This is a genomic window from Streptomyces sp. GB4-14 (genome assembly GCF_022696125.1).
Classification (GTDB): Bacteria; Actinomycetota; Actinomycetes; order Streptomycetales; family Streptomycetaceae; genus Streptomyces; species Streptomyces werraensis.
This window is the reverse complement of the sequence record NZ_RZHO01000002.1, coordinates 1,248,186-1,268,126: the sequence shown is the minus strand read 5'-3', so window position 1 is coordinate 1,268,126 and position 19,941 is coordinate 1,248,186. Positions and strand designations below refer to the sequence as shown.

Below are 19,941 nucleotides of genomic sequence, written 5' to 3'. Positions count from 1 at the left end.
TTCCCGGCATCAGCCCTGCTCGTCTCCGGCTCCGGCGCCGGTGCGCAGCCGGAACCGCTGGAGCTTGCCGGTGGCCGTGCGCGGCAGCGCGTCCAGGAAGACGATCTCCCGCGGGCACTTGTACGGCGCCAGCTCCGCCTTCACGAACGCCCGCAGCGCCTCCGCGTCCCGCCCGGCGCCCTCCTTGAGGACCGTGTACGCCACGACGACCTGGCCGCGCGCCTCGTCGGGCCGCCCGACCACTGCCGCCTCCACCACGTCCGGATGGCGCAGCAGCGCGTCCTCGACCTCGGGGCCGGCGATGTTGTACCCGGCCGAAATGATCATGTCGTCGGCGCGGGCCACGTACCGGAAGTAGCCGTCGGGGTCGCGTACGTAGGTGTCGCCCGTGACGTTCCAGCCGTCCCGTACGTAGTCCCGCTGGCGCGGGTCGGCCAGGTAGCGGCAGCCGACGGGCCCGCGCACCGCGAGCAGCCCCGGCTGCCCGTCGGGCAACGGAACGCCGTCCGCGTCCTGCACGCGCGCCTGCCAGCCGGGCACGGGGACGCCGGTGGCGCCGGGGCGGATGTCGTCGTCGGCGGCGGAGATGAAGATGTGCAGCAGCTCGGTGGCGCCGATGCCGTTGATGATGCGCAGCCCGGTCCGGTCGTGCCAGGCCTGCCAGGTCGCGGCCGGCAGGTTCTCGCCCGCCGAGACACAGCGGCGCAGGCTGGACAGGTCATGGCCGTCCGCCTCCGCCAGCATCGCCCGGTAGGCGGTGGGCGCGGTGAACAGCACCGACACCCGGTGCTCATCGATCGCCGCCAACAGCTGTGAGGGACGGGCCTGTTCGAGCAGCAGCGCGCTCGCGCCCGCGCGCAGAGGGAACACCACCAGACCGCCCAGGCCGAAGGTGAAGCCCAGCGGGGGACTGCCCGCGAACACGTCGTCGGCGACCGGCTTGAGGACATGCCGGGAGAAGGTGTCCGCGATGGCCAGCACGTCCCGGTGGAAGTGCATGCAGCCTTTGGGCTTCCCGGTCGTGCCGGAGGTGAAGGCGATCAGGGCGACGTCGTCGGCGGCCGTCGGCACGGCGTCGAACGGGCCGTCGGAGGCCGGGCGGCGCAGCAGGTCGTCGCGTGAGTCGCCGCCGAACGCGGCGATCCGCAGGTCCGGGACCTCCGCCTTCACGAGGTCGTCTAGGGAGCGCACGTCGCACAGGGCGTGCCGCACCTCGGCGAGCGCGCAGACGGTGGCCAGCTCGTGCGGCCGCTGCTGGGCCAGCACGGTGACGGCGACCGCGCCCGCCTTCAGCACCGCGAGCCAGCAGGCGGCCAGCCACGGTGTGGTGGGCCCGCGCAGCAGCACCCGGTTGCCGGGCACCACCCCGAGGTCCGTGGTGAGCAGATGCGCCAGCCGGTCCACCCGCGCGCGCAGCTCCCCGTACGTCAGGACCCCGCCGTCGGGCGTGCGGAACGCCGGGTGGTCCCCGGGCGGGCCGTGGAGCAGTTCCGCGGCGCAGTTCAGCCGGTCGGGGTAGCGCAGCTCCGGCAGGTCGAAACGGAGCTCGGGCCACTCGTCCGGTGGCGGGAGATGGTCGCGGGCGAAGGTGTCGACGTGCGCGGTGGACCGTGGATTCATGTCGATGCGCCCCCTCGGCGTGGTGGGCTCGCATCAGGAGCGTATCGTGTTGGTGACGGCAGTCAACGGTTCGCGATAACCTCGGCGGGTGGCCCACCGGCGAGGGAAGGGACCGGCGATGACCGCATTCTCGCTCGAACCGTCACAACTCGCCCGGTGCGCGGAGCTGCGCACCCTGGCCGCCGAACGGCTGCGGCCGCTCGCCGAGAAGGGGGAGCCGGGCCGTGTGAACCGGGCGCTCGTCGCCGAGTTGGGCGCCCTCGGGCTGCTCTCCCGGCTGTTCACCGCCGGCGCGCTGGACCTGTGCCTGATGCGCGAGTCGCTCGCCCAGGCGTGCACGGAGGCGGAGACCGCCCTCGCTCTCCAGGGCCTCGGCGCCCACCCCGTGCACGCCCACGGCACCCCCGGACAGAGGGAGCGGTGGCTCCCCCGGGTGAGTGACGGCACGGCGGTCGCGGCCTTCGCCCTCTCCGAACCCGGCGCCGGCTCCGACGCGGCCGCCCTGTCCCTGCGCGCGGAGCGCGACGGGCCGGACGGGTGGCGGCTCACCGGCGAGAAGTGCTGGATCTCCAACGCCCCCGACGCCGACCTCTACACGGTCTTCGCCCGCACCACGCCCGCCGCCGGCGCCCGTGGCGTGACCGCCTTCCTGGTGCCCGCCGACCGGCCCGGCCTCACCGGCAGCCGCCTGGACATGGTCGCCCCGCACGCCGTCGGGACCCTGCGCTTCGACGGCGTGCCCGTCACCGCCGCCGACGTCCTCGGCGAGCCCGACGCGGGCTTCCGGGTCGCCATGGACACCCTCAACCTGTTCCGGCCCAGCGTCGGCGCCTTCGCCGTCGGCATGGCGCAGGCCGCCCTCGACGCGACCCTCGCCCACACCGCCACGCGGGACGCCTTCGGCGGCAGGCTCAAGGACCTCCAGGCCGTCGCCCACCAGGTCGCAGAGATGTCCGTCCGCACGGAGGCCGCCCGCCTGATGGTGTACGCGGCGGCCACCGCGTACGACGAGGGCGCGGACGACGTGCCGCGGCGCTCCGCCATGGCGAAGCTGCTGGCCACCGAGACCGCCCAGTACGTCGTCGACACCGCCGTCCAGCTGCACGGCGCGCGCGCCCTGTGCCGTGGCCATCTGCTCGAGCACCTGTACCGCGAGGTCCGTGCGCCCCGCATCTACGAGGGGGCGAGCGAGGTCCAGCGCGGCATCATCGCCAAGGAGCTGTACAAGACCCTGGAGGTCCGGTGACCGCCGAGCGCGTCAACCCGCCCGACCTGTCCCCGCCCGCCGGCTTCTCCCACGCCGTCGTCGCCACCGGCTCCCGCGTGGTGTTCCTGGCCGGCCAGACCGCACTCGACGGCGACGGGAAGGTCGTCGGCGACACGCTCCCCGAACAGTTCACCCGCGCCCTCACCAACCTCCTCACCGCCCTGCGCGCCGCCGGCGGCACCCCCGCCGACCTGGCCCGCGTCACCGTCTACGCCACCGACGTCGCCGCGTACCGCGCGCACGCGCGGGAACTCGGCCGGATCTGGCGCGACGTGGCGGGACGCGACTACCCGGCGATGGCGGTCGTGGAGGTGGTCCGGCTGTGGGACGAGGAGGCGATGGTCGAGCTCGACGGGTTCGCCGTCCTCCCGTGAGCCGCCGCGCGCTGCCCGCCCGCTCCTCCTAGCCTGGTTCGATGCCGGAGATCGAGCTGAGCGCGGGCACCGTCACGTACGAGGACACGGGCGGCGAGGGGCCGGTGGTCGTGCTGCTGCACGGCCTGCTGCACGACGCCTCCGTCTGGCGTCATGTCATCGCCGAACTGCGCACCGACCACCGCCTGATCGCGCCGACCCTCCCGTACGGGGCGCACCGCACGCCCATGACCCGGCCGCCCACGCCGGACCTGGTCAACGAGCTGATCGCCGAGTTCCTCGACCGGCTGGACCTGCGTGACGTCACGCTCGTCGAGAGCGACTGCGGACGTGCGCAGACGGTCGCGGCCCGGCATCCCGAGCGGCTGGACCGGCTGGTGCTGATCTCCTGCGAGGCCTTCGACAACTACCCCCCGGGTCTTCCCGGCAAGATGATCGGCCTCGCGTGCCGGGTACCCGGCGGTGTCTTGCTGATGGTCCGCGCCCTGGGCTGGAAGCCGCTGCGCCGGCTTCCGGTCGGCTTCGGCGCGCTGACGAAGCGGCCGGTGCCCGACGAGCTGGCCGAGCGATGGCTCCGGCCCCTGCGCACGGATCCGGCGATCCGCCGGGACTTCCGTCACTACACCACGCATGTGCGGCGTACGGAACTTCTGGAGGCGGCGCAGGGGCTGCGGCGCTTCGATCGGCCCGCGCTGGTCGTCTGGGCGGCGGAGGATCTGATGATGCCGCGGGAACACGGCCGCATGCTGGCGGAACTGCTGCCGCGGGGGCGGCTGGTGGAGCTGAGGAACACGCGGACGCTGATCGCGGAGGACCGCCCGCAGCGGCTGGCGTCGCTGCTGCGGTGGTTCGTGGCGAACGGCTGACCGGGCGGCCCGGCGCCGCGCCGAGTGTTCGCGGGCCGGTGGGGGCTATCGCGCAGTTCCCCGCGCCCCCTCGGGGGCGCGGTCAAGCCGCGGCCGTCAGGCCCTCCGCCGGCGGCCGGTGCGGGGCGATGACGCGACCGTCAGGCCGCAACTCACCCGTGTCGTCGAAGACGATCGCGCCGTCGCACAGCAGGGTCCAGCCCTGCTCCGGGTGGGCGGCCACCACGTGCGGGGCGGGGGAGCCGGTCTGCGGGCAGGACGTCCGGTGGGCACACATGGCGCACCTCCACATCGGTGGAACGAGCCGAACACGTCGTACCCCACGACCATGCGCCACCCGCACCGTCCGCCGGTACGGCCCGGCGGGAAGCGTGACAGTCCCCGGACAAGGCAGGGACGGTTCCCCGACGGCCGATGCGGGTCCGCCACCGAAGGGTGACGATGAGTGGCCGCGCCCCCGTGCGGCGGGTACTGCTGGAGGTCCCCCTTCCGCTCACTTCGGAGGTCCCCCCTCATGCCCGTACGCCCCCTCCTCCGCACGGCGTCCTGCGCCGCGCTGCTGCTGCTCGGCGCCGCCGCGGCGGTCCCCTCGGCGGCGGCCGCGCCGTCCGCCCCCGCGGAGTACGTCACCGTCGACCCGGAAGGCCGGATCGCCGCCGACGGCACCGTCACCCTCACCGGCACCTACCGCTGTACCGCCGGGACCGGACGGGTCTACGTCAGCTCCTCGGTCAACCAGAGCACGCCCAACGTCAGCTACGGCATCGGCGGTTCCGTCGCGGTGTGCGACGGCGCGGAGCACCGCTGGCAGAACAGCGGCAAGGCCCCGAAGGACGCCCTGAAGGCGGGCCCGGCCAAGGTCGAGGCGACCCTGCTGGAGCTGCGCGGCAGCGGCATCCTGATCATCCCCGTCCCGCACGCCGCCGGCCACCACGACGTCACCCTCGTCGAAGGCTGACCCGCGGCCGCCGGACCGTTGCCGGGCGCCGGAAGCACCTCCGCCGGCGTGCTGCCGGGTCCGGGCATGGACCGGAGCGCCTCGCGGACGCCACCGTGTCCGTATGGTCCGCACCGCCCGCACGGTGGCCCTCGCGCCCGTCCCGCGCCCCTGGCTCGTCGACGCCCTCGGAGCCCTGACCGACCTCGCCGAGAGCACGGTGGCCAAGGACGGGCGCGTCCTGCTGCCCGACGGACGGCAGGTCCCGGAGCTGCGGCCGGCCGAGGGACGCCGGCGAGCTTCTGACGGAGCCGTAGGCCGTACGCTGCCGGCGCGTCGGGTCCGTTCGGCAGCCGGGCCCCGACGGCCGTCGCCCGCGGCTGGACGGCCCAGGTGCCGCGGCTGACCGCCGTGGGCCCGAGGAGCTGCGGCGCGAGCTTCTGACGCTACGCCGCCGCCGAATGCGGCCAGTCCAGCAGCCGGGCCCCGATGACCGCCGTCTGCAGCATGTAGCGGTGGGCGGGGTCGCCGGGGTCGGCGCCGGTCAGCCGGTGGATCCGCTCCAGCCGGTACGTCAGCGCCCGCACGCTCAGCGACAGCCGCCGGGCCGCCTCGGCGGCGACGCAACCGGAGTCGAAGTAGGCGGTGAGCGTGTCCAGCAGCGGCTCGGCCCCGCCACGCGCCTCGGTCAGCGGGCCCAGCGTGTTGTGCACCAGGTCGGCCATGGCCTGCCGGTCGCGGGCCAGCACCGGGTAGACCAGCAGGTCGGAGGCGCGCAGCACCGGGTCGTCCATGCCCAGCCGTTCGGCGATCTCCAGCGCGTTCAGCGCCTCCTCGTACGACTGGACCACCCCGCCCGGTCCCGGCTGCGGGCGTCCGACGGCGACCTGGCCGCCGTCCGTGGCGGCGTGCGCCTGCTTGGCGAAGTGGGTGAGCACGTCCTGCTGGTGGCCGGGCGCGATGCACAGCAGCCGCCCGTCCTTGGTGGTGAGCAGGATGCTGCGGTTGCCGAACCGGGTGATCAGGGCGCGTTCCACCTGACGGGGCACCGGATCGCCCTCCTCGTAGGCGACGGGGCCCCGGGCGACGGCGACCGCGTGCTCGTGGGACAGCCGCAGCCCGAACCGCTCGGCGCGCTCGGCCAGCCGGCCCAGGTCGCTGCGGCCGTAGAGCAGGTCGTCGATGAACTCCCGCCGCGCCGCCTCTTCCTGACGGACCGCCAGCCGCTGCGCCCGCTCGTACCCTTCGGCGAAGGCGTCCACCGCCTGCTGCACCGCGGCGAGCGCGTCGGCCGCGTCCTCACCGCGGGCCGGCCAGGCGCCGCGCGCGGCGGCGAGATGGGCGATGACGAGGGAGCGGAGCCCGTAACCGGCCTCCGCGGCCTGTTCGCCGAGGGCACGGCGGGAGGCGAGTTCGTCGCGGGTGAGGCGCCGGCCCGTGGCCGCCACCTCGGTCAGTATCCGGTCGTAGCCCTCCAGATACTGCTCCGGGATCTCTCGTTCCGACACATCGTCCCCTCACGTTCCCGACGCCGTCCTGATGCGTTCATGGCGGCACACCGGCATGCAGACCCTAGTGAACTTTGCCGGAAACCGGCAATGCGCGGTGCGGGCCGGACCGGGCAGCATGGCTCGCGGGGAGCACTGCGGAAGGTTCCGGTGCCGGACACCGGCAGGTGTCCGTGCCCGGAACCGGAGGGGAGCAGTGCTGCCCGACGACACCGACCGTCGCACGCACGGACGGAAAGACGAGAGGGGGGCGGGCACATGCGGACCTTCGTGAACCGCGCCGACGGCCCGGCCGCCCCCCGTCGCACGGGACCGCTGCACCGCAGCGCCCCGACGAACCCTGGCCGTCCCGGTCCCCGCGCACGCGCGGTGCGGACCGGGACGGTGCGGCGCGCCCCCTCGCGGAAGCCAACCGTCCGCGTCCGGCGCGAAACCGCGCGGACGGCTGACGCCGTCTCCACCACCACCTGACGTCACCGCCTCGCCCGCACGCGAGGAGGCGGAGACCGCGCGGGTCGTCGAGGAGGAGCGGCTGCGGGCGCAGAGCGCCTTCCTGCGCACCGAGGAACAGCTCGGCGTGCAGCGGGAGAACCAGGCCCGTGAGGTCGCCGTCGCCGCGAAGAAGGCCGGCAACCCCTACACCGAGTCCGGCGAGGTCTTCCGGGTGCCCGACATGCTGGCCAACCGGGCCGACGTGTGGAACCTGGGCGACGTCCTCACCGGCAAGGAGGACGTCTTCGCGCTCAGCTTCGTGGAGAACGCGCTCACCGCGAACCCGGTGCTCGCGCCGCTCGCCGGACGCGACCGCGCCGATCTCGACCTGCTGATCCGGCTCGCCTCCGACGACCCGACGGCCCGCCCCGACCGTCTGCGCCACCCGTACGCGCCGACCGAACTCGACCGCGTGCTCGCGGTGCTGCGCCATCTGCTCACCGCCCGCCGCACGGTGCTCGCGGTCAACGCCGCCTACATCGCGTCCGCGGCCCGCTCCGACGACGCCCGCACCGAGCCGCCGTTCCTGCTCCAGGGCTCGTACCGCAACATGAACAAGATCGCCCAGCGGATCCAGCCCGTGATGAACGACGCCGAACTGTCCGCCGTGATCGAGGACCACTACACGGCCGAGGCCCAGACCCTCACCACGGGCGCCGAGGCGAACCTCCTGAAGCTCGCCGAGCTGCGCGGCACGCTCACGCCCGAACACGTCGCCCGGTGGGCCGAGGTGAAGGCGGCCCACGTCCGCACTCTTACCCTGGGCGGCCCCGACGACGACGCCCTCGCCCGCGCGGTGTCCGCCCTCGCCCTGCTCGGCGACCGCAACCCGGCGGTGGAGTCGGCGATCACGCGCGCGGCCGACCCCCGGCGTCTCCTCGTGCCCCCGCCGCGGCAGGACGGGCAGGACTGAACGGGGCCGTCGCACCGACCGTTCGGCCACACCGCGTGCCGGGCCGTGAGGGGGAGGCCCGGCTCACTCTTCCGCCGCCGAAATGGGCGGTGGACAGGGCGCAGTCGAGGTTTATCTACGCGCGGAGCCGACTCGGTCACCTCAGTATTCGGGTCATAGCGGAAGACTTTTCGCCCGGTAGTTACCGTGCGGTATCCCGCCCTGCTACAACACCAGTTGCTCCCTCAACCATCGTCGCGAGTTTCGTCGTGAGAGGCGGATACACGTGTCAACGCGTTCACTGGGAACAACTCTCGCCACCCTGATCCTCGGTGTGGCGACCGTCCTCGGCCTGGCGCACCCTGCCGCGGCCGCCGGCCACCACTACGTGGCGCTCGGCGACTCCTACTCCTCCGGAGTGGGCGCCGGGAGCTACACCTCCGAGAGCGGCGTCTGCAAACGCAGCACCGCCGCCTACCCGCAGCTGTGGAGCAACGCCAACGCCCCCGCGTCGTTCAGGTTCGTCGCCTGCTCGGGCGCGACGACCACGAGCGTGGCCTCCACCCAGCTGGGCGCGCTGTCCTCCACCACCACCCTCGTCAGCGTCACCGCGGGCGGCAACGACATCGGCTTCGCCGACGTCATGCAGACCTGCGTCCTGCAGAGCGAGGCCACCTGCGTCTCCGCCGTGAACAACGCCGTCTCGCAGATGCAGAACTCCCTGCCGGGCAAGCTCGACTCGCTGTACTCGGCCATCCGCTCCCGCGCCCCGCAGGCCCGCGTGGTGGTCCTCGGCTACCCGCGCTTCTACAAGCTGTCGGGCAGCTGCATCGCCGGCCTCAGCGAGACCGAGCGCGGCGCCATCAACAGCGCGGGCGACACGCTCAACGGGGTCATCGCGAAGCGCGCGGCCAACGCCGGGTTCGCCTGGTCCGGCGTGGCCGACGAGTTCACCGGGCACGAGCTCTGCTCGGGCGACGCCTGGCTGCACAGCGTCACCATCCCGATCGGCAACTCCTACCACCCGAAGGCCGTCGGCCAGTCCTCCGGCTACCTCCCCGCCTTCCGCTCGGCGGTCTGACGGGACGACACCGACGCGCGGGCGACAGCATTCCGTTTCGTCCTCTGGCGGACGCGCGTAGACCCCGGGCATCATCTGTCTGCCCCACCTGCACGGCAGTTCCCCCCCCGAACCCTGGCCCCTCAGCAGGAAGGTCCCCCACATGAAGACCCCCAAGGCCCCGAAGCTCCGCTCGCTCCTGACCGCCCTCGCTCTCGTCGCCGCACCCGGTGCCGTTGTCATGGGCACCGCAGGCGAGGCCGCCGCCGTCACCAAGATCAGCCACGCCACCGCGACCTCCATGTTCAGCCAGGTCGGCATCACCTGGTCGTCGTCCGGAGGCTGCTCCAACCGCAACGTGTCCACCTGCACGTCCTTCGACCAGCTCAACCTGGCCACCGCCCAGGGCGCGCAGACCCTGAAGCGGGCCAGCGGCTGCGCCCTGAACATCACCGGCGGCACCGAGACCGGGCACGCCTCCGGCACGTACTCGCACTGGAACGGCTACAAGCTCGACTACTCCAAGACCACCTGCGTCGGAAACTACATCAAGAACACCTTCACCTACATCGGCGTGCGCGGAGACGGGGCCCAGCAGTGGCGGTCCGGCTCGGGCAACATCTACGCCGACGAGGGCAACCACTGGGACGTCACGTACTACAACTGCGGCGGTTGCTGACGCCTCGTCGAGGTTCTAGCCCGCACTCCGGTCCCCGTACTCCGGCAGGGCGGCCAGCGCCGCCAGCTCCTCCGGGGTGCGGGGACCGGCGCCCCCGCCCGTCCGGACACCGTGCGCCCGCAGGAGCAGGCCGGCCGCCACGCCCCACGGCAGCCTGAGCCCCGCCGCCGTGAGGAGGTCCCGCCGGGACAGCATCTGCGGGGCCGGGCCGGTGTGGGCGCCCGACGGGGTGAGCAGCGCCGCGTCGTCGGCCCAGCGCAGGGCGAGATCCACGTCGTGCGTGGCCATCACCACCGTCGTGCCGCCCTCCCGAAGCCTGTCCAGAGTGGCCAGCAGCCGTTCCTGGCCGTCGGGATCGAGGCCCGCCGTCGGCTCGTCCAGGATCAGCACCCGCGGCCGCATCGCGACCGCGCCCGCGATCGCCGTCCGTTTCCGCTGCCCGTACGACAGCAGATGCGTGGGCCGGTCGGCGAGCGCGGTGATGTCCAGCGCCTCCAGCGCCTCCGCCACCCGCGCCCGCACCTCCGCGTCGGGCAGCCCCAGGTTCAGCGGCCCGAACGACACGTCCTGCCCCACGGACGCCGCGAACAACTGGTCGTCCGGGTCCTGCACCACCAGCTGCACGGTGGTGCGCAGCGCCGTCAGCCCCTTCCGGTCGTGCCGCACCGCACGGCCCGACAGCAGCAACCGACCGCCTAGCGGCCGCAGTCCGCCGCTCAGCAGCCGCATCAGCGTGGTCTTGCCGCAGCCGTTGCGCCCCAGCAGGGCCAGCGCCCTTCCCTCGTGCACCTCGAAGTCGAGCCCGGTGAACACCGGCGGCCCTTCCTCGTACGCGAACGACACGTCCCGCAGTGCCACCAGCACGGATCCGCTCACGACAGGGGCCTTTCCAGTACGAAGGTGAGGGCGGCCAGCGCTGCAAGAAGCGTCCCGCCGGCGGCCGTGAACCGGACGGACACCCGGGCCTCCGGCACCAGCACGCGCAGGGCGCCGTCGTAGCCGCGGCCCGCGAGTCCGGTCTGCAGCCGCGCCGCGCGGTCGAAGGACCGCACGAACGCGGTCGCCCCGAGACCGCCGAGCGAACGCCAGGTCGCCGCACGGGTGGTGTGGCCGAGCCGCGCCGCCTGTGCCCGGTGCACCCGGCGCACGGAGTCCAGCAGCAGGAAGCTCATCCGGTACGTCACCAGCGCCACGTCCACGAGCGGCGCGGGCACCCCGGCGCGCACCAGGCGGGGCAGCAGGTCCGACATCGGCGTGGTGAAGGCGAACAGCAGCACGCCCAGCGAGGCCGCCGAGGTGCGCAGCAGCAACTCCCCGGCCCTCAGTGGCCCGTCGGGGGCGGGCGACACGAGACCGCCGGGTCCGCCCACCCGCACCAGCAGGGTCAGCGCCCCGGTGACGCAGAACCCCAGCGGCACCCGGTAGGCCCGCCACAGCCGCCCGGCCGGCACGCCCGCAGGGCCGAGCAGCAGCGCCAGCGCGGTGACCAGCACCAGCGCGGCGCCCGGCCACGGGGGCAGCGAGATCGCGAGGACGGTGAGACCGAGACCGAGGACGGCCTTGTCCACGGGGTGGCGGCGGCGCCAGCGGCTGCTGTGCGCCGCCACGTCGATCGGCAGCACGGGCCTGTCAGTCCCGTCCGCCGTCGGCGCCGCCGCGCACACCCGCGTCCGCGTCCTGTGCGCCGGCCCGCTCACGGGCCCGCGCCTCGCCCTGCCGGCGCCCGCGCCGCAACCCGAAGTAGTACGCCAGGACCCCCGCGCCGAGCGCGGCCTGAAGGGCGAACAGCGCCGACTCGATCTCCCCGGACGGCGGTTCGTACAGCGGCGAGAACCACGGCTCGTAGTCCGGGTCGATCTCGGTGATCGCGGTCTCCGCCTCGCCGTCCGCCCCGGTGAACGGTTCCTCCTTGTGGTCGCCGAGCCCCAGCGCCAGCGGGATCACGGCGAGGGCGGCCACGAGCAGCAGGAGCAGGGTGTTGATCTTCGCGTTGCGGCTCACCGGGTCACCGCCTCGGCCGACTCGGCCCGCTTGCCCCCGGCCGCCGAGGTGACCAGCACCCCGAGCCGGGTCAGCTCGCCCTTGCTGGACTGCACCAGCAGGCGCATCACCAGCACCGTCAGCAACCCCTCGCTGACCGCGAGCGGGATCTGCGTGACGGCGAAGATGGAGCCGAACTTCCCCAGCGCGCCCAGGAACCCGCTGCCCGGGTCGGGGAACGCCAGCGCGAGCTGGACGCTGGTCACGCAGTACGTCGACAGGTCGGCGACGAACGCGCCGCAGAACACCGCGCCCATCAGCGGCACGTCGTACCGGCGCAGCAGCCGGTAGACGGCGTACCCGGCCCAGGGGCCGACGATCGCCATGGAGAAGACGTTGGCGCCGAGCGTGGTGAGTCCTCCGTGGGCGAGCAGCAGAGCCTGGAACAGCAGGGTGATGGTCCCGAGTACCGCCATGACCGGCGGCCGGAACAGGATCGCGCCCAGCCCGGTCCCGGTGGGGTGGGAGCAACTCCCGGTCACGGAAGGCAGTTTCAGCGCGGAAAGGACGAACGTGAACGCTCCCGACGCGCCCAGCAGCAGCGTGCTCTCGGGGTGCTCTCTGACGTCACGGATGAGCGACCGGGCTCCGTGGACGACGAACGGCGCCGACGCGACGCCCCAGGCGACCGCGTGCGCCGGAGGCAGGAAACCCTCGGCAATGTGCATGGCTCAGCAGACCCTCTCCAGCACCTCGTGGATGGTTGACGCGCCTTGGCCGGTCTCCTGGCTGACGGGTACCACCGCCCGTGCTCCGCCTTCCCGGGTCCTTGAGGACCCAGTGGCTGCCCGTGAGGGCCGGAGCCGGACTTCCCGATCACAGTGGCGAGGGCCGCACCGGTATCGCACCGATTTCCCGTCACCAAGGCGTGGTGACAGTAGTCCCCGTCGCGGCCCGGTGACAAGCGGCGGCGGGGGCGCGCGGAGGGCGCCCGGCGGCTCGGACCCCGGCGCACACCTGCGCGTTCGGGCGGCCCGGCAACCCCGGCGACTGGGGGGCCGCCGTTCTGGTCAAGGTCTTCCTGCAACTAATATGCAAGAGCTATTTTCCAGCAACAGGGATGTGAGGTTCGATGACGACCCGACGACGCATACGGGGCGCCGCCGCCGTGCTGGCGACGGCCGCGGCGGTCTCCGCCTGCTCGGCGCCGGGCTCCGGCACCGCGGACGGCGCGGCGGCCGGCGAGTCGGTGGTGATCGGCGTCTCCACCGAGCCCGACACCCTCAGCCCGCTCCTCGGCTACGGCAAGGACGGCAACTCCAAGCTGTTCGACGGCCTCCTCGCCCGCACCGCCGACATGACCCTGGAACCCGCGCTGGCCAGGGCGCTTCCGCGGATCACGGACGGCGGACGCACCTACACGTACACCCTGCGCGAGGGCGTGAAGTTCAGCGACGGCAAGCCGCTGACCGCGCGGGACGTCGTCTTCACCTACCGCACGGTCCTCGACGACGGCACCAACAACACCGCCAAGAGTGAACTCGCGGCCGTCAAGGACGTCCGGGCGGTGGGCGACGACACGGTCGTCTTCACCCTCCACCACCCCTACGCGCCGTTCGCCGCCCGCACGGTGCTGCCGATCGTCCCCGAGCACGTCGCAGGCGAGCAGGATCCCAACACCGGCCCCTTCAACACCGAGCCGGTCGGCACCGGACCGTACGTCCTCGTCGACTGGCGCAAGGGCGAGAAGCTCACCTTCAAGGCCAACCCGCACTACTGGGGCGGCGCCCCGAAGGTGAAGAAACTCACCATGGCGATCGTCGCCGACGACGACGTCCGCGCCACCCGGCTCCGCTCCGGCGACCTCGACGGCGCGGTCCTCCCGCCCAACCTCGCCGCCACCTTCAAGAGCGACGACGACAAGAAGACGTACCGGGCCACCTCCTACGACGTCCGCGTCGTCACCCTTCCCAGCGGCAACCCCGTCACCGGCGACACGGCGATCCGCCGCGCCCTCGACCTCGCCGTCGACCGGCAGGCCATGGTCGACAAGATCCTCGACGGCGCCGGCCGCCCCGCCTACGGGCCCCTGCCCGTCGACGACCCCTGGTTCGCCGAGGACACCGAGCGCTCCCGCGACCTCGCCGAGGCCGGCCGCATCCTCGACGCCGCAGGCTGGACGAAGGGCGAGGACGGCATCCGCGCCAAGGACGGCCGCCCCGCCCGCTTCACGCTGTACTACCCCTCCGGCGACAAGGTCCGTCAGGACCACGCCCTCGCCTACGCCTCCGACGCCAAGAAGGCCGGCATCGACGTCCGGGTGGAGAGCGCCACCTGGGAGGTCATCGAGCCCCGCATGCACCGGGACGCCGTCCTCGCGGGCTTCGGCAGCACCGGCGACCCGGACTTCGGGCTCTACACGATGCTGCACTCCTCCCTCGCCGGCGACGGCTTCAACAACATGGCCCACTACGACAACCCGGCCGTCGACCGCGCCCTGGAGACAGGCCGCCGCAGCCAGGACCCGGAGACCCGCAAGGCCGCCTACGACGCCCTGCAGCGCGCCCTCGTGAAGGACCCCGGCTACACCTTCCTCACCCACATCGACCACCTGTACGTGCTCGCCGACCGCTGGAAGGGCCTCACCACCCAGACGGAACCCCACGAGCACGGCTTCGCCGCCGGACCCTGGTGGAACGTCGAGGACTGGCAGCCCGCGCCATGACCCACGCCCTCTGGCGCCCCATGGCACGGCTCACGGCGCGCCGCGCGCTGTACGCCGTGCCGGTGCTCCTCGTCGTCACGTTCGGGGTGTTCGCCGTCGCCGCGGCGTCCCCGTTCGACCCCGTGAAGGCGTACGCGGGCACCGCAGCGCTCGGCGCCGACCAGGAGACCCTGGACCGGCTGCGGGAGAACCTCGGCGTGGACCGGCCGTTCACCGCCCGCTGGTGGGACTGGCTGACCTCCGCCCTCGGCGGCGACCTCGGCCAGTCGGCGGTGATGCGCCAGCCGGTGGCCGAGGTCATCGGCGAACGGCTGCTGTGGTCCACGCTGTTGTGCGCCGTCGCGTTCGCCGCGGCCGTGCTGCTCGGCACGGTCCTCGGCGTGCTCGCGGCCCGACGCCCCGGCTCCCTCGTGGACCGCGCGGTCACCTCCGCCGCGTACGTGCTGGAGGCCGCGCCGGTCTTCTGGATCGCGCTGCTCGCGGTGTGGCTGTTCGCCCTCCAGCTGGACGTCCTCCCGGCGGGCGGCCTCACCGACACCGGCAGCGACCGGGTCACCTTCGGCGGCCTGATCGAGCACCTGGTCCTCCCCGCCGGTGTCCTCGCCGTCTCCCAACTGCCCTGGTTCACGCTCTACGTCCGCCAGGGCGTCGGCGACGCGCTCGCGGAGGACCCCGTCCGCGGGGCGCGGGCGCGCGGCCTGAGCGAACGCACCGTGCTGCTCGGCCACGCCCTGCGCTCCGGGCTGCTGCCGGTGCTCACCCTCATCGGCTCCCGCGTGCCGGAACTCATCACCGGGGCGCTCCTGGTGGAGACCGTCTTCAGCTGGCCCGGCATCGCCTCGGCCACGGTGGAGGCGGCCACGGCGGTCGACTTCCCGCTGCTCGCCGCGCTCACCACGCTCGCCACCGCCGCGGTCCTCGCCGGCAACCTGCTCGCCGACCTGCTCTACGGGCTGATCGACCCGAGGGTGAAGCTGGAGGAGATGTGACGACCGACGCCGACACGGCGGACGTGAGGCCGGCCTGGCGCGCGCACGGGACCTCCCGCCGCTCCACGCACGTCCTGCGGTTGCGCGCCTGCGCCGCCCTGGTCGCCGTGACCGTGCTGGCGGTGCTGCTCGTCCCGCCGCTGGTCCAGCTCGACCAGCAGGCTGTCGACCTGGCCGCCAAGCTCGAACCGCCCAGCTGGGCGCACCCGTTCGGCACCGACGACGTGGGCCGCGACCTGCTGCTGCGCTGCGTCTACGGGCTGCGGGTGTCGCTGCTGGTGGGCGTGGTGGCCGCACTCACCGCCACGGTCATCGGCACGGCGGTGGGGGCCGCCGCCGGCGCCCTGGGCGGCTGGGCCGACCGCCTGGTGATGCGCCTCGTCGACACCCTGTCCTCCGTGCCGCACCTGCTGCTCGGCATCTTCATCGTGGCCATGTTCCGTCCGGGCGTCTGGCCGGTGGTGATCTCCGTCGCCCTCACCCACTGGCTGTCCACCGCGCGCATCGTCCGCGCGGAGGTGCTGTCGCTGCGGTCCCGGCCCTTCATCGACGCGGCCGTCTCCGGCGGGGCGTCGCGGTGGCGGGTGACGGTACGCCACCTGCTGCCGGGCGTGCTGCCGCAGGCCGGTCTCGCCGCCGTCCTGATGGTCCCGCACGCCATGTGGCACGAGTCGGCCCTGTCCTTCCTCGGCCTGGGCCTGCCCACCCACACCGCGAGCCTCGGCACGCTGATCCAGGGCGCCCGAGGCTCCCTCCTCGCCGGCCAGTGGTGGCCCACCCTCTTCCCCGGCCTGTTCCTGATCGTCCCCACCCTCGCGGTCGCCGGCCTGGCCGGTGCCTGGCGCGAACGGATCAACCCCCGCCGCCGATCGGAGCTGATGCTGTGACGCCCGCGCCCCTGCTTGCGGTACGCGACCTGTCCGTCCGCTTCCTGCTCCCCGGAGGGCGCCGCGTCGACGCCGTGTCGGACGCGTCGTTCGACGTGGCGCCGGGGGAGTGCCTCGCGCTCGTCGGGGAGAGCGGGTGCGGCAAGTCCGTGCTGGCGTCCGCCCTGCTCGGTCTCCTCCCGGGCAACGCCCGCACCGCCGGCCACGCCCACCTGGGCGACCTCGACCTGCTCACGGCGGACGAACGCACCCTCGCCCGCACCGTACGCGGCCGCCGTGTCGGCCTGGTCCCGCAGTCACCGGCGGCCCACCTCACCCCCGTGCGCACGATCCGCTCGCACATCGAGGAGACGGTCGCCCGCCTCACCGGCGTCCGCGGCCGTGCCGCCCGCCGCAAGGCGGCCGAACAGGCTTCGCTGCGCGCCGAGTTCCCCCTGGACCACCTCGACCGGCACCCGCACGAACTGTCCGGCGGGCTGGCCCAGCGCGCCGTGACCGCCCTCGCGCTGATCGGCGGCGCCCCGCTGCTGCTCGCGGACGAACCGACCACCGGCCTGGACCGCGACCTGGTGGACCGCACGGTCGACGAACTGCGCCGGCACGTGGACGACGGTCACGCCCTGTTGATGATCACGCACGACCTGGCGGCCGCCGAGCGCATCGCCGACCGTGTCGCGGTCATGTACGCGGGCCGCATCGTCGAACTCACGGACGCGGCCGCCTTCTTCGGCTCCCCGGGTCCTCGCCACCCCTACAGCCGGGGCCTGCTGGAGGCGCTCCCCGAGCGATCCTTCACGCCCGTCCCGGGTCTGCCCCCGGAGCTGGGCAGCCTCCCCGACGGGTGCGCCTTCGCCCCCCGCTGCGACCGCGCGACGGACGCCTGCGGCGCGCTCCCGCCGTTCGCGGACTCCGTCGCCTGCCACCACCCGGTGACGGCCCCCGCCGACGCCTCTCACGCGACCCGCACCCCGGAGGACACCCGTGCTTGAGCTGCGCGCCGTCACCGCCGGCTACGACCGCCGCGCCCCCGTCGTCCGCGACGCGCACCTCACCGTCACCCCGGGCGAGGCGGTGGGCCTGCTCGGCCCGAGCGGCTGCGGAAAGTCGACCCTCGCCCGGGTCGCCGCGCTGCTGCACCGGCCGGACGCCGGGGAGGTCGTCCTCGACGGCACGCCCGTCCGCGGCTTCCGGCACCGCGCCCCCCGCGAGCAGCGCACCGCGATCGGCGTGGTCTTCCAGCAGCCCCGCCTCGCCGCCGACCCCCGGCTGCGCCTCGCCGACCTGATCGCGGAACCCCTGCGGGCCACGGGCCGGCGCGCATCGGCCGCCGAGCGCGTACGGGAACTGGCCGACACCGTGGCCCTCACCCCGGACCTGCTCGGCCGCCGCCCGCACGAGGTGAGCGACGGCCAGCTGCAACGGGCCTGCCTCGCCCGGGCGTTGTCCCTGGAGCCCCGCTGGCTGGTGTGCGACGAGATGACGGCGATGCTCGACGCGTCGACCACGGCCGCACTGGTGCGGGTCGTGGAGGACTACCGGGCGTCGACGGGCGCGGGCCTGCTGTCGGTCGGCCACGACCGCACCCTGCTGAACCGCTGGTGCGACCGTACGCTCCCCTGGGAGGCGGTGACCGCGGGCTGAGGCCCGGGAGGCCAGGACCCGCCTCCCGGAGACCGGGTCACCACATCTGGGCGTCGCCCGCGAGGTCCCCCTCCTCGAGCGGGACGTCCCCGAACTCCTCGTCGGCGGCGGCCCCGCCGAAGGCGCCGGAGAGCATGCTGGTCATCAGTTCCTCGATGTTCAGCTCGGTCGCCCCGGCGGGCGCCTCGGGCTTGTCGCCCTCGCTCACGCGCAGCACCAGCGCGAGCTTCTTGGGCTTCGCCTTCTCCGCCAGCTTCGCGAGGTCGACGGACACCTCGGTCAGCTCGCCGTTCTTCAGCGTGAAGTCGGCGCTGACCTTCTTGTTGGGGGCGTCGGCGAAGTCCTTGGCGGTGGGCAGCTCCTCGCCGCCCGGCAGCTCGTTCTGCAGCGGCTTCAGCGCACCGAACAGCTCGGTCACCAGCGTGCGGAACGGCGCGGTCGCCTTGATGTGCTCGGTGCCGTCCGAGCCGCCGGAGGTGGTGAAGTCGACCTCCTCGGCGATGACCTTCTTCAACGCGTCCGTCAGCTTCTTCTGCGTCTTGGCGTCGAGGCTGGGCTCCGCGGACGGCTCCTCGGTCCCGAAGCCCTCCGCCCCCGACATGTTCTTGCCGGCCTTCTCCATCTCCTTCATGGAGAGCTTGATCCACCCGCCTTCGAGGAGCTTCTTGAACGCCCCCGCCTCCGGCGGCAGTTCACCGGCCGACGGCAGCGGGCTGCCCGACATCTCGCCGAGCGCCGCGGCGTCGACACGGGCGTAGATCCAGTCCCCGACCAGCCGGTACTCGAGGAGGGCGCCGTCCGGACCGCTGACCTTCATCGCCATCGCCGTGAAGTCCTTCTCCTCGGACTCCTCGATCGGCTTCTTCGAGTGCATGGAGACGCTGATCGTCGCCTCGCTGAGCAGCTCGGCGATCTCGGGGGTCATCTCCTCGCCCGGCTCCGACGCCTCGGCGTCCAGCGCCATCAGCGACTTCGCGTCGGTGTCGAGGTCCAGCTCGAAGGCGACCGAACGCTCCTTGCCGAGCTTCTCGAAGGCGTTGTCCAGCTTCTGTCCGGCGGACAGGTTCTCCACGGTCCCGCAGGCGGCGGTGCCGGCGAGCACCATGCCGGCGACGGCGGTGGTGGTCAGGGTCTTGCGCAGCGCGAAAATGACGATCTCCTTGTCAAGCGACCGGTCCGGTCGTCATGTCAGACGACCGACCAACTCGAACGGTTGTATGGCAAAAGCAAGTTCAGCGGAGAAATGGCGCACGGAAGCGGCCCGCGCGCGACTCACCGGCCCGTACGCCGGGAAGAACCGGACCATGTCCACTCACACCACTGCCGCCGGAGGGGTCCAGGTCTGTTCCCTCAAACGGGACACCCCGCAGACCGTCCCGGCGAACAGTCCCTACACGGTCGTCCGGTTCCCCTTCGGATCCGCCGAGTCCAGCGACGCCTTCGCCATGCACCAGGTCAACCAGCCGGACGGCTACGTCATCACCAACTGGGACTCCGACCCCCGCTCCGGCCTGATATGGCCCAGCGTGGCGGGCTGGGGCACCCTCTACGCGATGATCCAGTGGGAGGCCGGCAACTACGCCGAACTCCGCGACCAGTTCGTCCGTGACCCCCTCGGTCTCACTCCCAACCCCGACGACACCACGGCCACGGAACACCGCCCGCCCAGCCCGGGCATGCAGTGCTGGACCAAGAGCTGGGGCATCTTCGTCGACCCGTCCGTCCCCCTCGCGGTGCGGGCCACCCACGACGACAGCGTGGCCCGCAGAATCGTGCTGGCGGAGTTCAAGCTGGTGATTCACGAGGCGGCGTGAGCAGGTGACCCCGGCCGCACGCCCCGGGGTCACCGCCACGGCTTCCCGGCGCCGACGGTGACGCAGGAGAAGACCTCGCCCTCCCGGGGCGCGCGGCTCCAGGACCGGGTGGTCGGCTCCGGCAGGACGCTCTCGGCCAGGGCCTGCCGGGGAAGGGAGAGGCCGAACCCCTCCTCCGGAGCGGCCCAGCAGGCGGCGCTCCGCGTCGGC

The 19,941-nt window shown here is 73.3% G+C and carries 20 protein-coding genes, 1 pseudogene and 1 riboswitch; of the genes and pseudogenes, 13 read left to right on the top strand and 8 right to left on the bottom strand.

All coding sequences use genetic code 11. The features are described from left to right. Window positions 1-9: 9 nt before the first annotated feature. Window positions 10-1,620: an AMP-binding protein gene (locus ELQ39_RS06915; RefSeq protein ID WP_242591384.1), complete on the bottom strand. Its 1,611-nt coding sequence runs from the start codon at window positions 1,618-1,620 to the stop codon at window positions 10-12. Between the two features lie 118 nt (window positions 1,621-1,738). Between ELQ39_RS06915 and ELQ39_RS06910 the strand changes: the two genes are divergently transcribed. Genes ELQ39_RS06910 through ELQ39_RS06900 form a run of 3 tightly spaced genes read left to right on the top strand, consistent with a single transcriptional unit; the run spans window position 1,739 to window position 4,127 of the window. Further along, a complete protein-coding gene (locus ELQ39_RS06910) occupies window positions 1,739-2,866 on the top strand; it encodes an acyl-CoA dehydrogenase family protein (protein WP_242591383.1) in 1,128 nt (375 codons plus the stop codon). Further along, window positions 2,863-3,261: a RidA family protein gene (locus tag ELQ39_RS06905; RefSeq protein ID WP_242591382.1), complete on the top strand. Its 399-nt coding sequence runs from the start codon at window positions 2,863-2,865 to the stop codon at window positions 3,259-3,261. Before ELQ39_RS06910 ends, ELQ39_RS06905 begins: the two co-directional genes overlap by 4 nt. 41 nt (window positions 3,262-3,302) lie before the next feature. Further along, window positions 3,303-4,127: an alpha/beta fold hydrolase gene (locus ELQ39_RS06900; RefSeq protein WP_242591381.1), complete on the top strand. Its 825-nt coding sequence runs from the start codon at window positions 3,303-3,305 to the stop codon at window positions 4,125-4,127. An 82-nt stretch (window positions 4,128-4,209) separates the two neighbouring features. On the opposite strand, the gene ELQ39_RS06895 is transcribed toward ELQ39_RS06900, so the two are convergent. After that, window positions 4,210-4,404, bottom strand: coding sequence for a DUF5999 family protein (locus ELQ39_RS06895; RefSeq protein ID WP_242591380.1), 195 nt, complete (start codon window positions 4,402-4,404; stop codon window positions 4,210-4,212). A gap of 237 nt (window positions 4,405-4,641) precedes the next feature. Between ELQ39_RS06895 and ELQ39_RS06890 the strand changes: the two genes are divergently transcribed. After that, complete coding sequence (locus tag ELQ39_RS06890) at window positions 4,642-5,085, top strand: DUF6299 family protein (protein ID WP_242591379.1); 444 nt, start codon at window positions 4,642-4,644, stop codon at window positions 5,083-5,085. A 425-nt stretch (window positions 5,086-5,510) separates the two neighbouring features. On the opposite strand, the gene ELQ39_RS06885 is transcribed toward ELQ39_RS06890, so the two are convergent. Next, entirely contained in the window at window positions 5,511-6,572 is a 1,062-nt protein-coding gene (locus ELQ39_RS06885; protein WP_242591378.1) for a PucR family transcriptional regulator, read from the bottom strand. 619 nt (window positions 6,573-7,191) lie between these two features. On the opposite strand from ELQ39_RS06885, the pseudogene ELQ39_RS06880 reads away from it, so the two are divergent. The 3 genes and pseudogenes from ELQ39_RS06880 to ELQ39_RS06870 form a co-directional block, all read left to right on the top strand. Further along, window positions 7,192-7,977, top strand: a pseudogene (locus ELQ39_RS06880) (DNA repair ATPase); the annotation flags it as partial. Window positions 7,978-8,242: 265 nt separating this feature from the next. Then, on the top strand, window positions 8,243-9,037 hold the full coding sequence (locus ELQ39_RS06875; protein WP_337662994.1) for an SGNH/GDSL hydrolase family protein: 795 nt from the start codon (window positions 8,243-8,245) through the stop codon (window positions 9,035-9,037). Window positions 9,038-9,179: 142 nt separating this feature from the next. Then, complete coding sequence (locus ELQ39_RS06870; RefSeq protein WP_242591377.1) at window positions 9,180-9,695, top strand: hypothetical protein; 516 nt, start codon at window positions 9,180-9,182, stop codon at window positions 9,693-9,695. Window positions 9,696-9,710: 15 nt separating this feature from the next. Here ELQ39_RS06870 and ELQ39_RS06865 read toward each other — a convergent pair whose 3' ends face one another. From ELQ39_RS06865 to ELQ39_RS06850, 4 genes are read right to left on the bottom strand one after another with little or no spacing between them, the layout of a single operon-like run. After that, entirely contained in the window at window positions 9,711-10,571 is an 861-nt protein-coding gene (locus tag ELQ39_RS06865) for an ATP-binding cassette domain-containing protein (RefSeq protein ID WP_242591376.1), read from the bottom strand. Beyond that, window positions 10,568-11,317 (bottom strand): cobalt ECF transporter T component CbiQ, encoded by a 750-nt coding sequence (cbiQ, locus tag ELQ39_RS06860; RefSeq protein ID WP_242591375.1) that lies wholly within the window; start codon window positions 11,315-11,317, stop codon window positions 10,568-10,570. The genes ELQ39_RS06865 and cbiQ overlap by 4 nt, the downstream gene beginning before the upstream one ends. Window positions 11,318-11,324: 7 nt before the next feature. Further along, on the bottom strand, window positions 11,325-11,696 hold the full coding sequence (locus ELQ39_RS06855) for an energy-coupling factor ABC transporter substrate-binding protein (protein WP_190001190.1): 372 nt from the start codon (window positions 11,694-11,696) through the stop codon (window positions 11,325-11,327). After that, window positions 11,693-12,403 (bottom strand): energy-coupling factor ABC transporter permease, encoded by a 711-nt coding sequence (locus tag ELQ39_RS06850; protein ID WP_225625060.1) that lies wholly within the window; start codon window positions 12,401-12,403, stop codon window positions 11,693-11,695. The genes ELQ39_RS06855 and ELQ39_RS06850 overlap by 4 nt, the downstream gene beginning before the upstream one ends. Before the next feature lie 30 nt (window positions 12,404-12,433). After that, window positions 12,434-12,616, bottom strand: a riboswitch (cobalamin riboswitch). A gap of 191 nt (window positions 12,617-12,807) precedes the next feature. Between ELQ39_RS06850 and ELQ39_RS06845 the strand changes: the two genes are divergently transcribed. Genes ELQ39_RS06845 through ELQ39_RS06825 form a run of 5 tightly spaced genes read left to right on the top strand, consistent with a single transcriptional unit; the run spans window position 12,808 to window position 17,917 of the window. Continuing rightward, complete coding sequence (locus ELQ39_RS06845; RefSeq protein WP_242591374.1) at window positions 12,808-14,400, top strand: ABC transporter substrate-binding protein; 1,593 nt, start codon at window positions 12,808-12,810, stop codon at window positions 14,398-14,400. Between the two features lie 20 nt (window positions 14,401-14,420). Continuing rightward, window positions 14,421-15,389 (top strand): ABC transporter permease, encoded by a 969-nt coding sequence (locus ELQ39_RS06840; RefSeq protein ID WP_242595557.1) that lies wholly within the window; start codon window positions 14,421-14,423, stop codon window positions 15,387-15,389. Further along, window positions 15,386-16,276 carry an ABC transporter permease gene (locus tag ELQ39_RS06835; protein WP_225640307.1) on the top strand — a complete coding sequence of 297 codons (891 nt, stop codon included), beginning with the start codon at window positions 15,386-15,388 and terminating at the stop codon, window positions 16,274-16,276. The genes ELQ39_RS06840 and ELQ39_RS06835 overlap by 4 nt, the downstream gene beginning before the upstream one ends. After that, window positions 16,273-17,265 (top strand): ABC transporter ATP-binding protein, encoded by a 993-nt coding sequence (locus ELQ39_RS06830; RefSeq protein WP_242591373.1) that lies wholly within the window; start codon window positions 16,273-16,275, stop codon window positions 17,263-17,265. Before ELQ39_RS06835 ends, ELQ39_RS06830 begins: the two co-directional genes overlap by 4 nt. Then, the gene (locus ELQ39_RS06825; RefSeq protein WP_242591372.1) at window positions 17,258-17,917 is read left to right on the top strand and encodes an ABC transporter ATP-binding protein; all 660 of its coding nucleotides are present in this window, start codon (window positions 17,258-17,260) and stop codon (window positions 17,915-17,917) included. The genes ELQ39_RS06830 and ELQ39_RS06825 overlap by 8 nt, the downstream gene beginning before the upstream one ends. Before the next feature lie 37 nt (window positions 17,918-17,954). On the opposite strand, the gene ELQ39_RS06820 is transcribed toward ELQ39_RS06825, so the two are convergent. Further along, window positions 17,955-19,022 carry a hypothetical protein gene (locus ELQ39_RS06820; RefSeq protein WP_242591371.1) on the bottom strand — a complete coding sequence of 356 codons (1,068 nt, stop codon included), beginning with the start codon at window positions 19,020-19,022 and terminating at the stop codon, window positions 17,955-17,957. Between the two features lie 199 nt (window positions 19,023-19,221). Here ELQ39_RS06820 and ELQ39_RS06815 point away from each other — a divergent pair, with 199 nt between their 5' ends. After that, window positions 19,222-19,731, top strand: a complete 510-nt coding sequence (locus tag ELQ39_RS06815) for a hypothetical protein (RefSeq protein ID WP_190001197.1) — start codon at window positions 19,222-19,224, stop codon at window positions 19,729-19,731. Window positions 19,732-19,941: the final 210 nt, after the last annotated feature.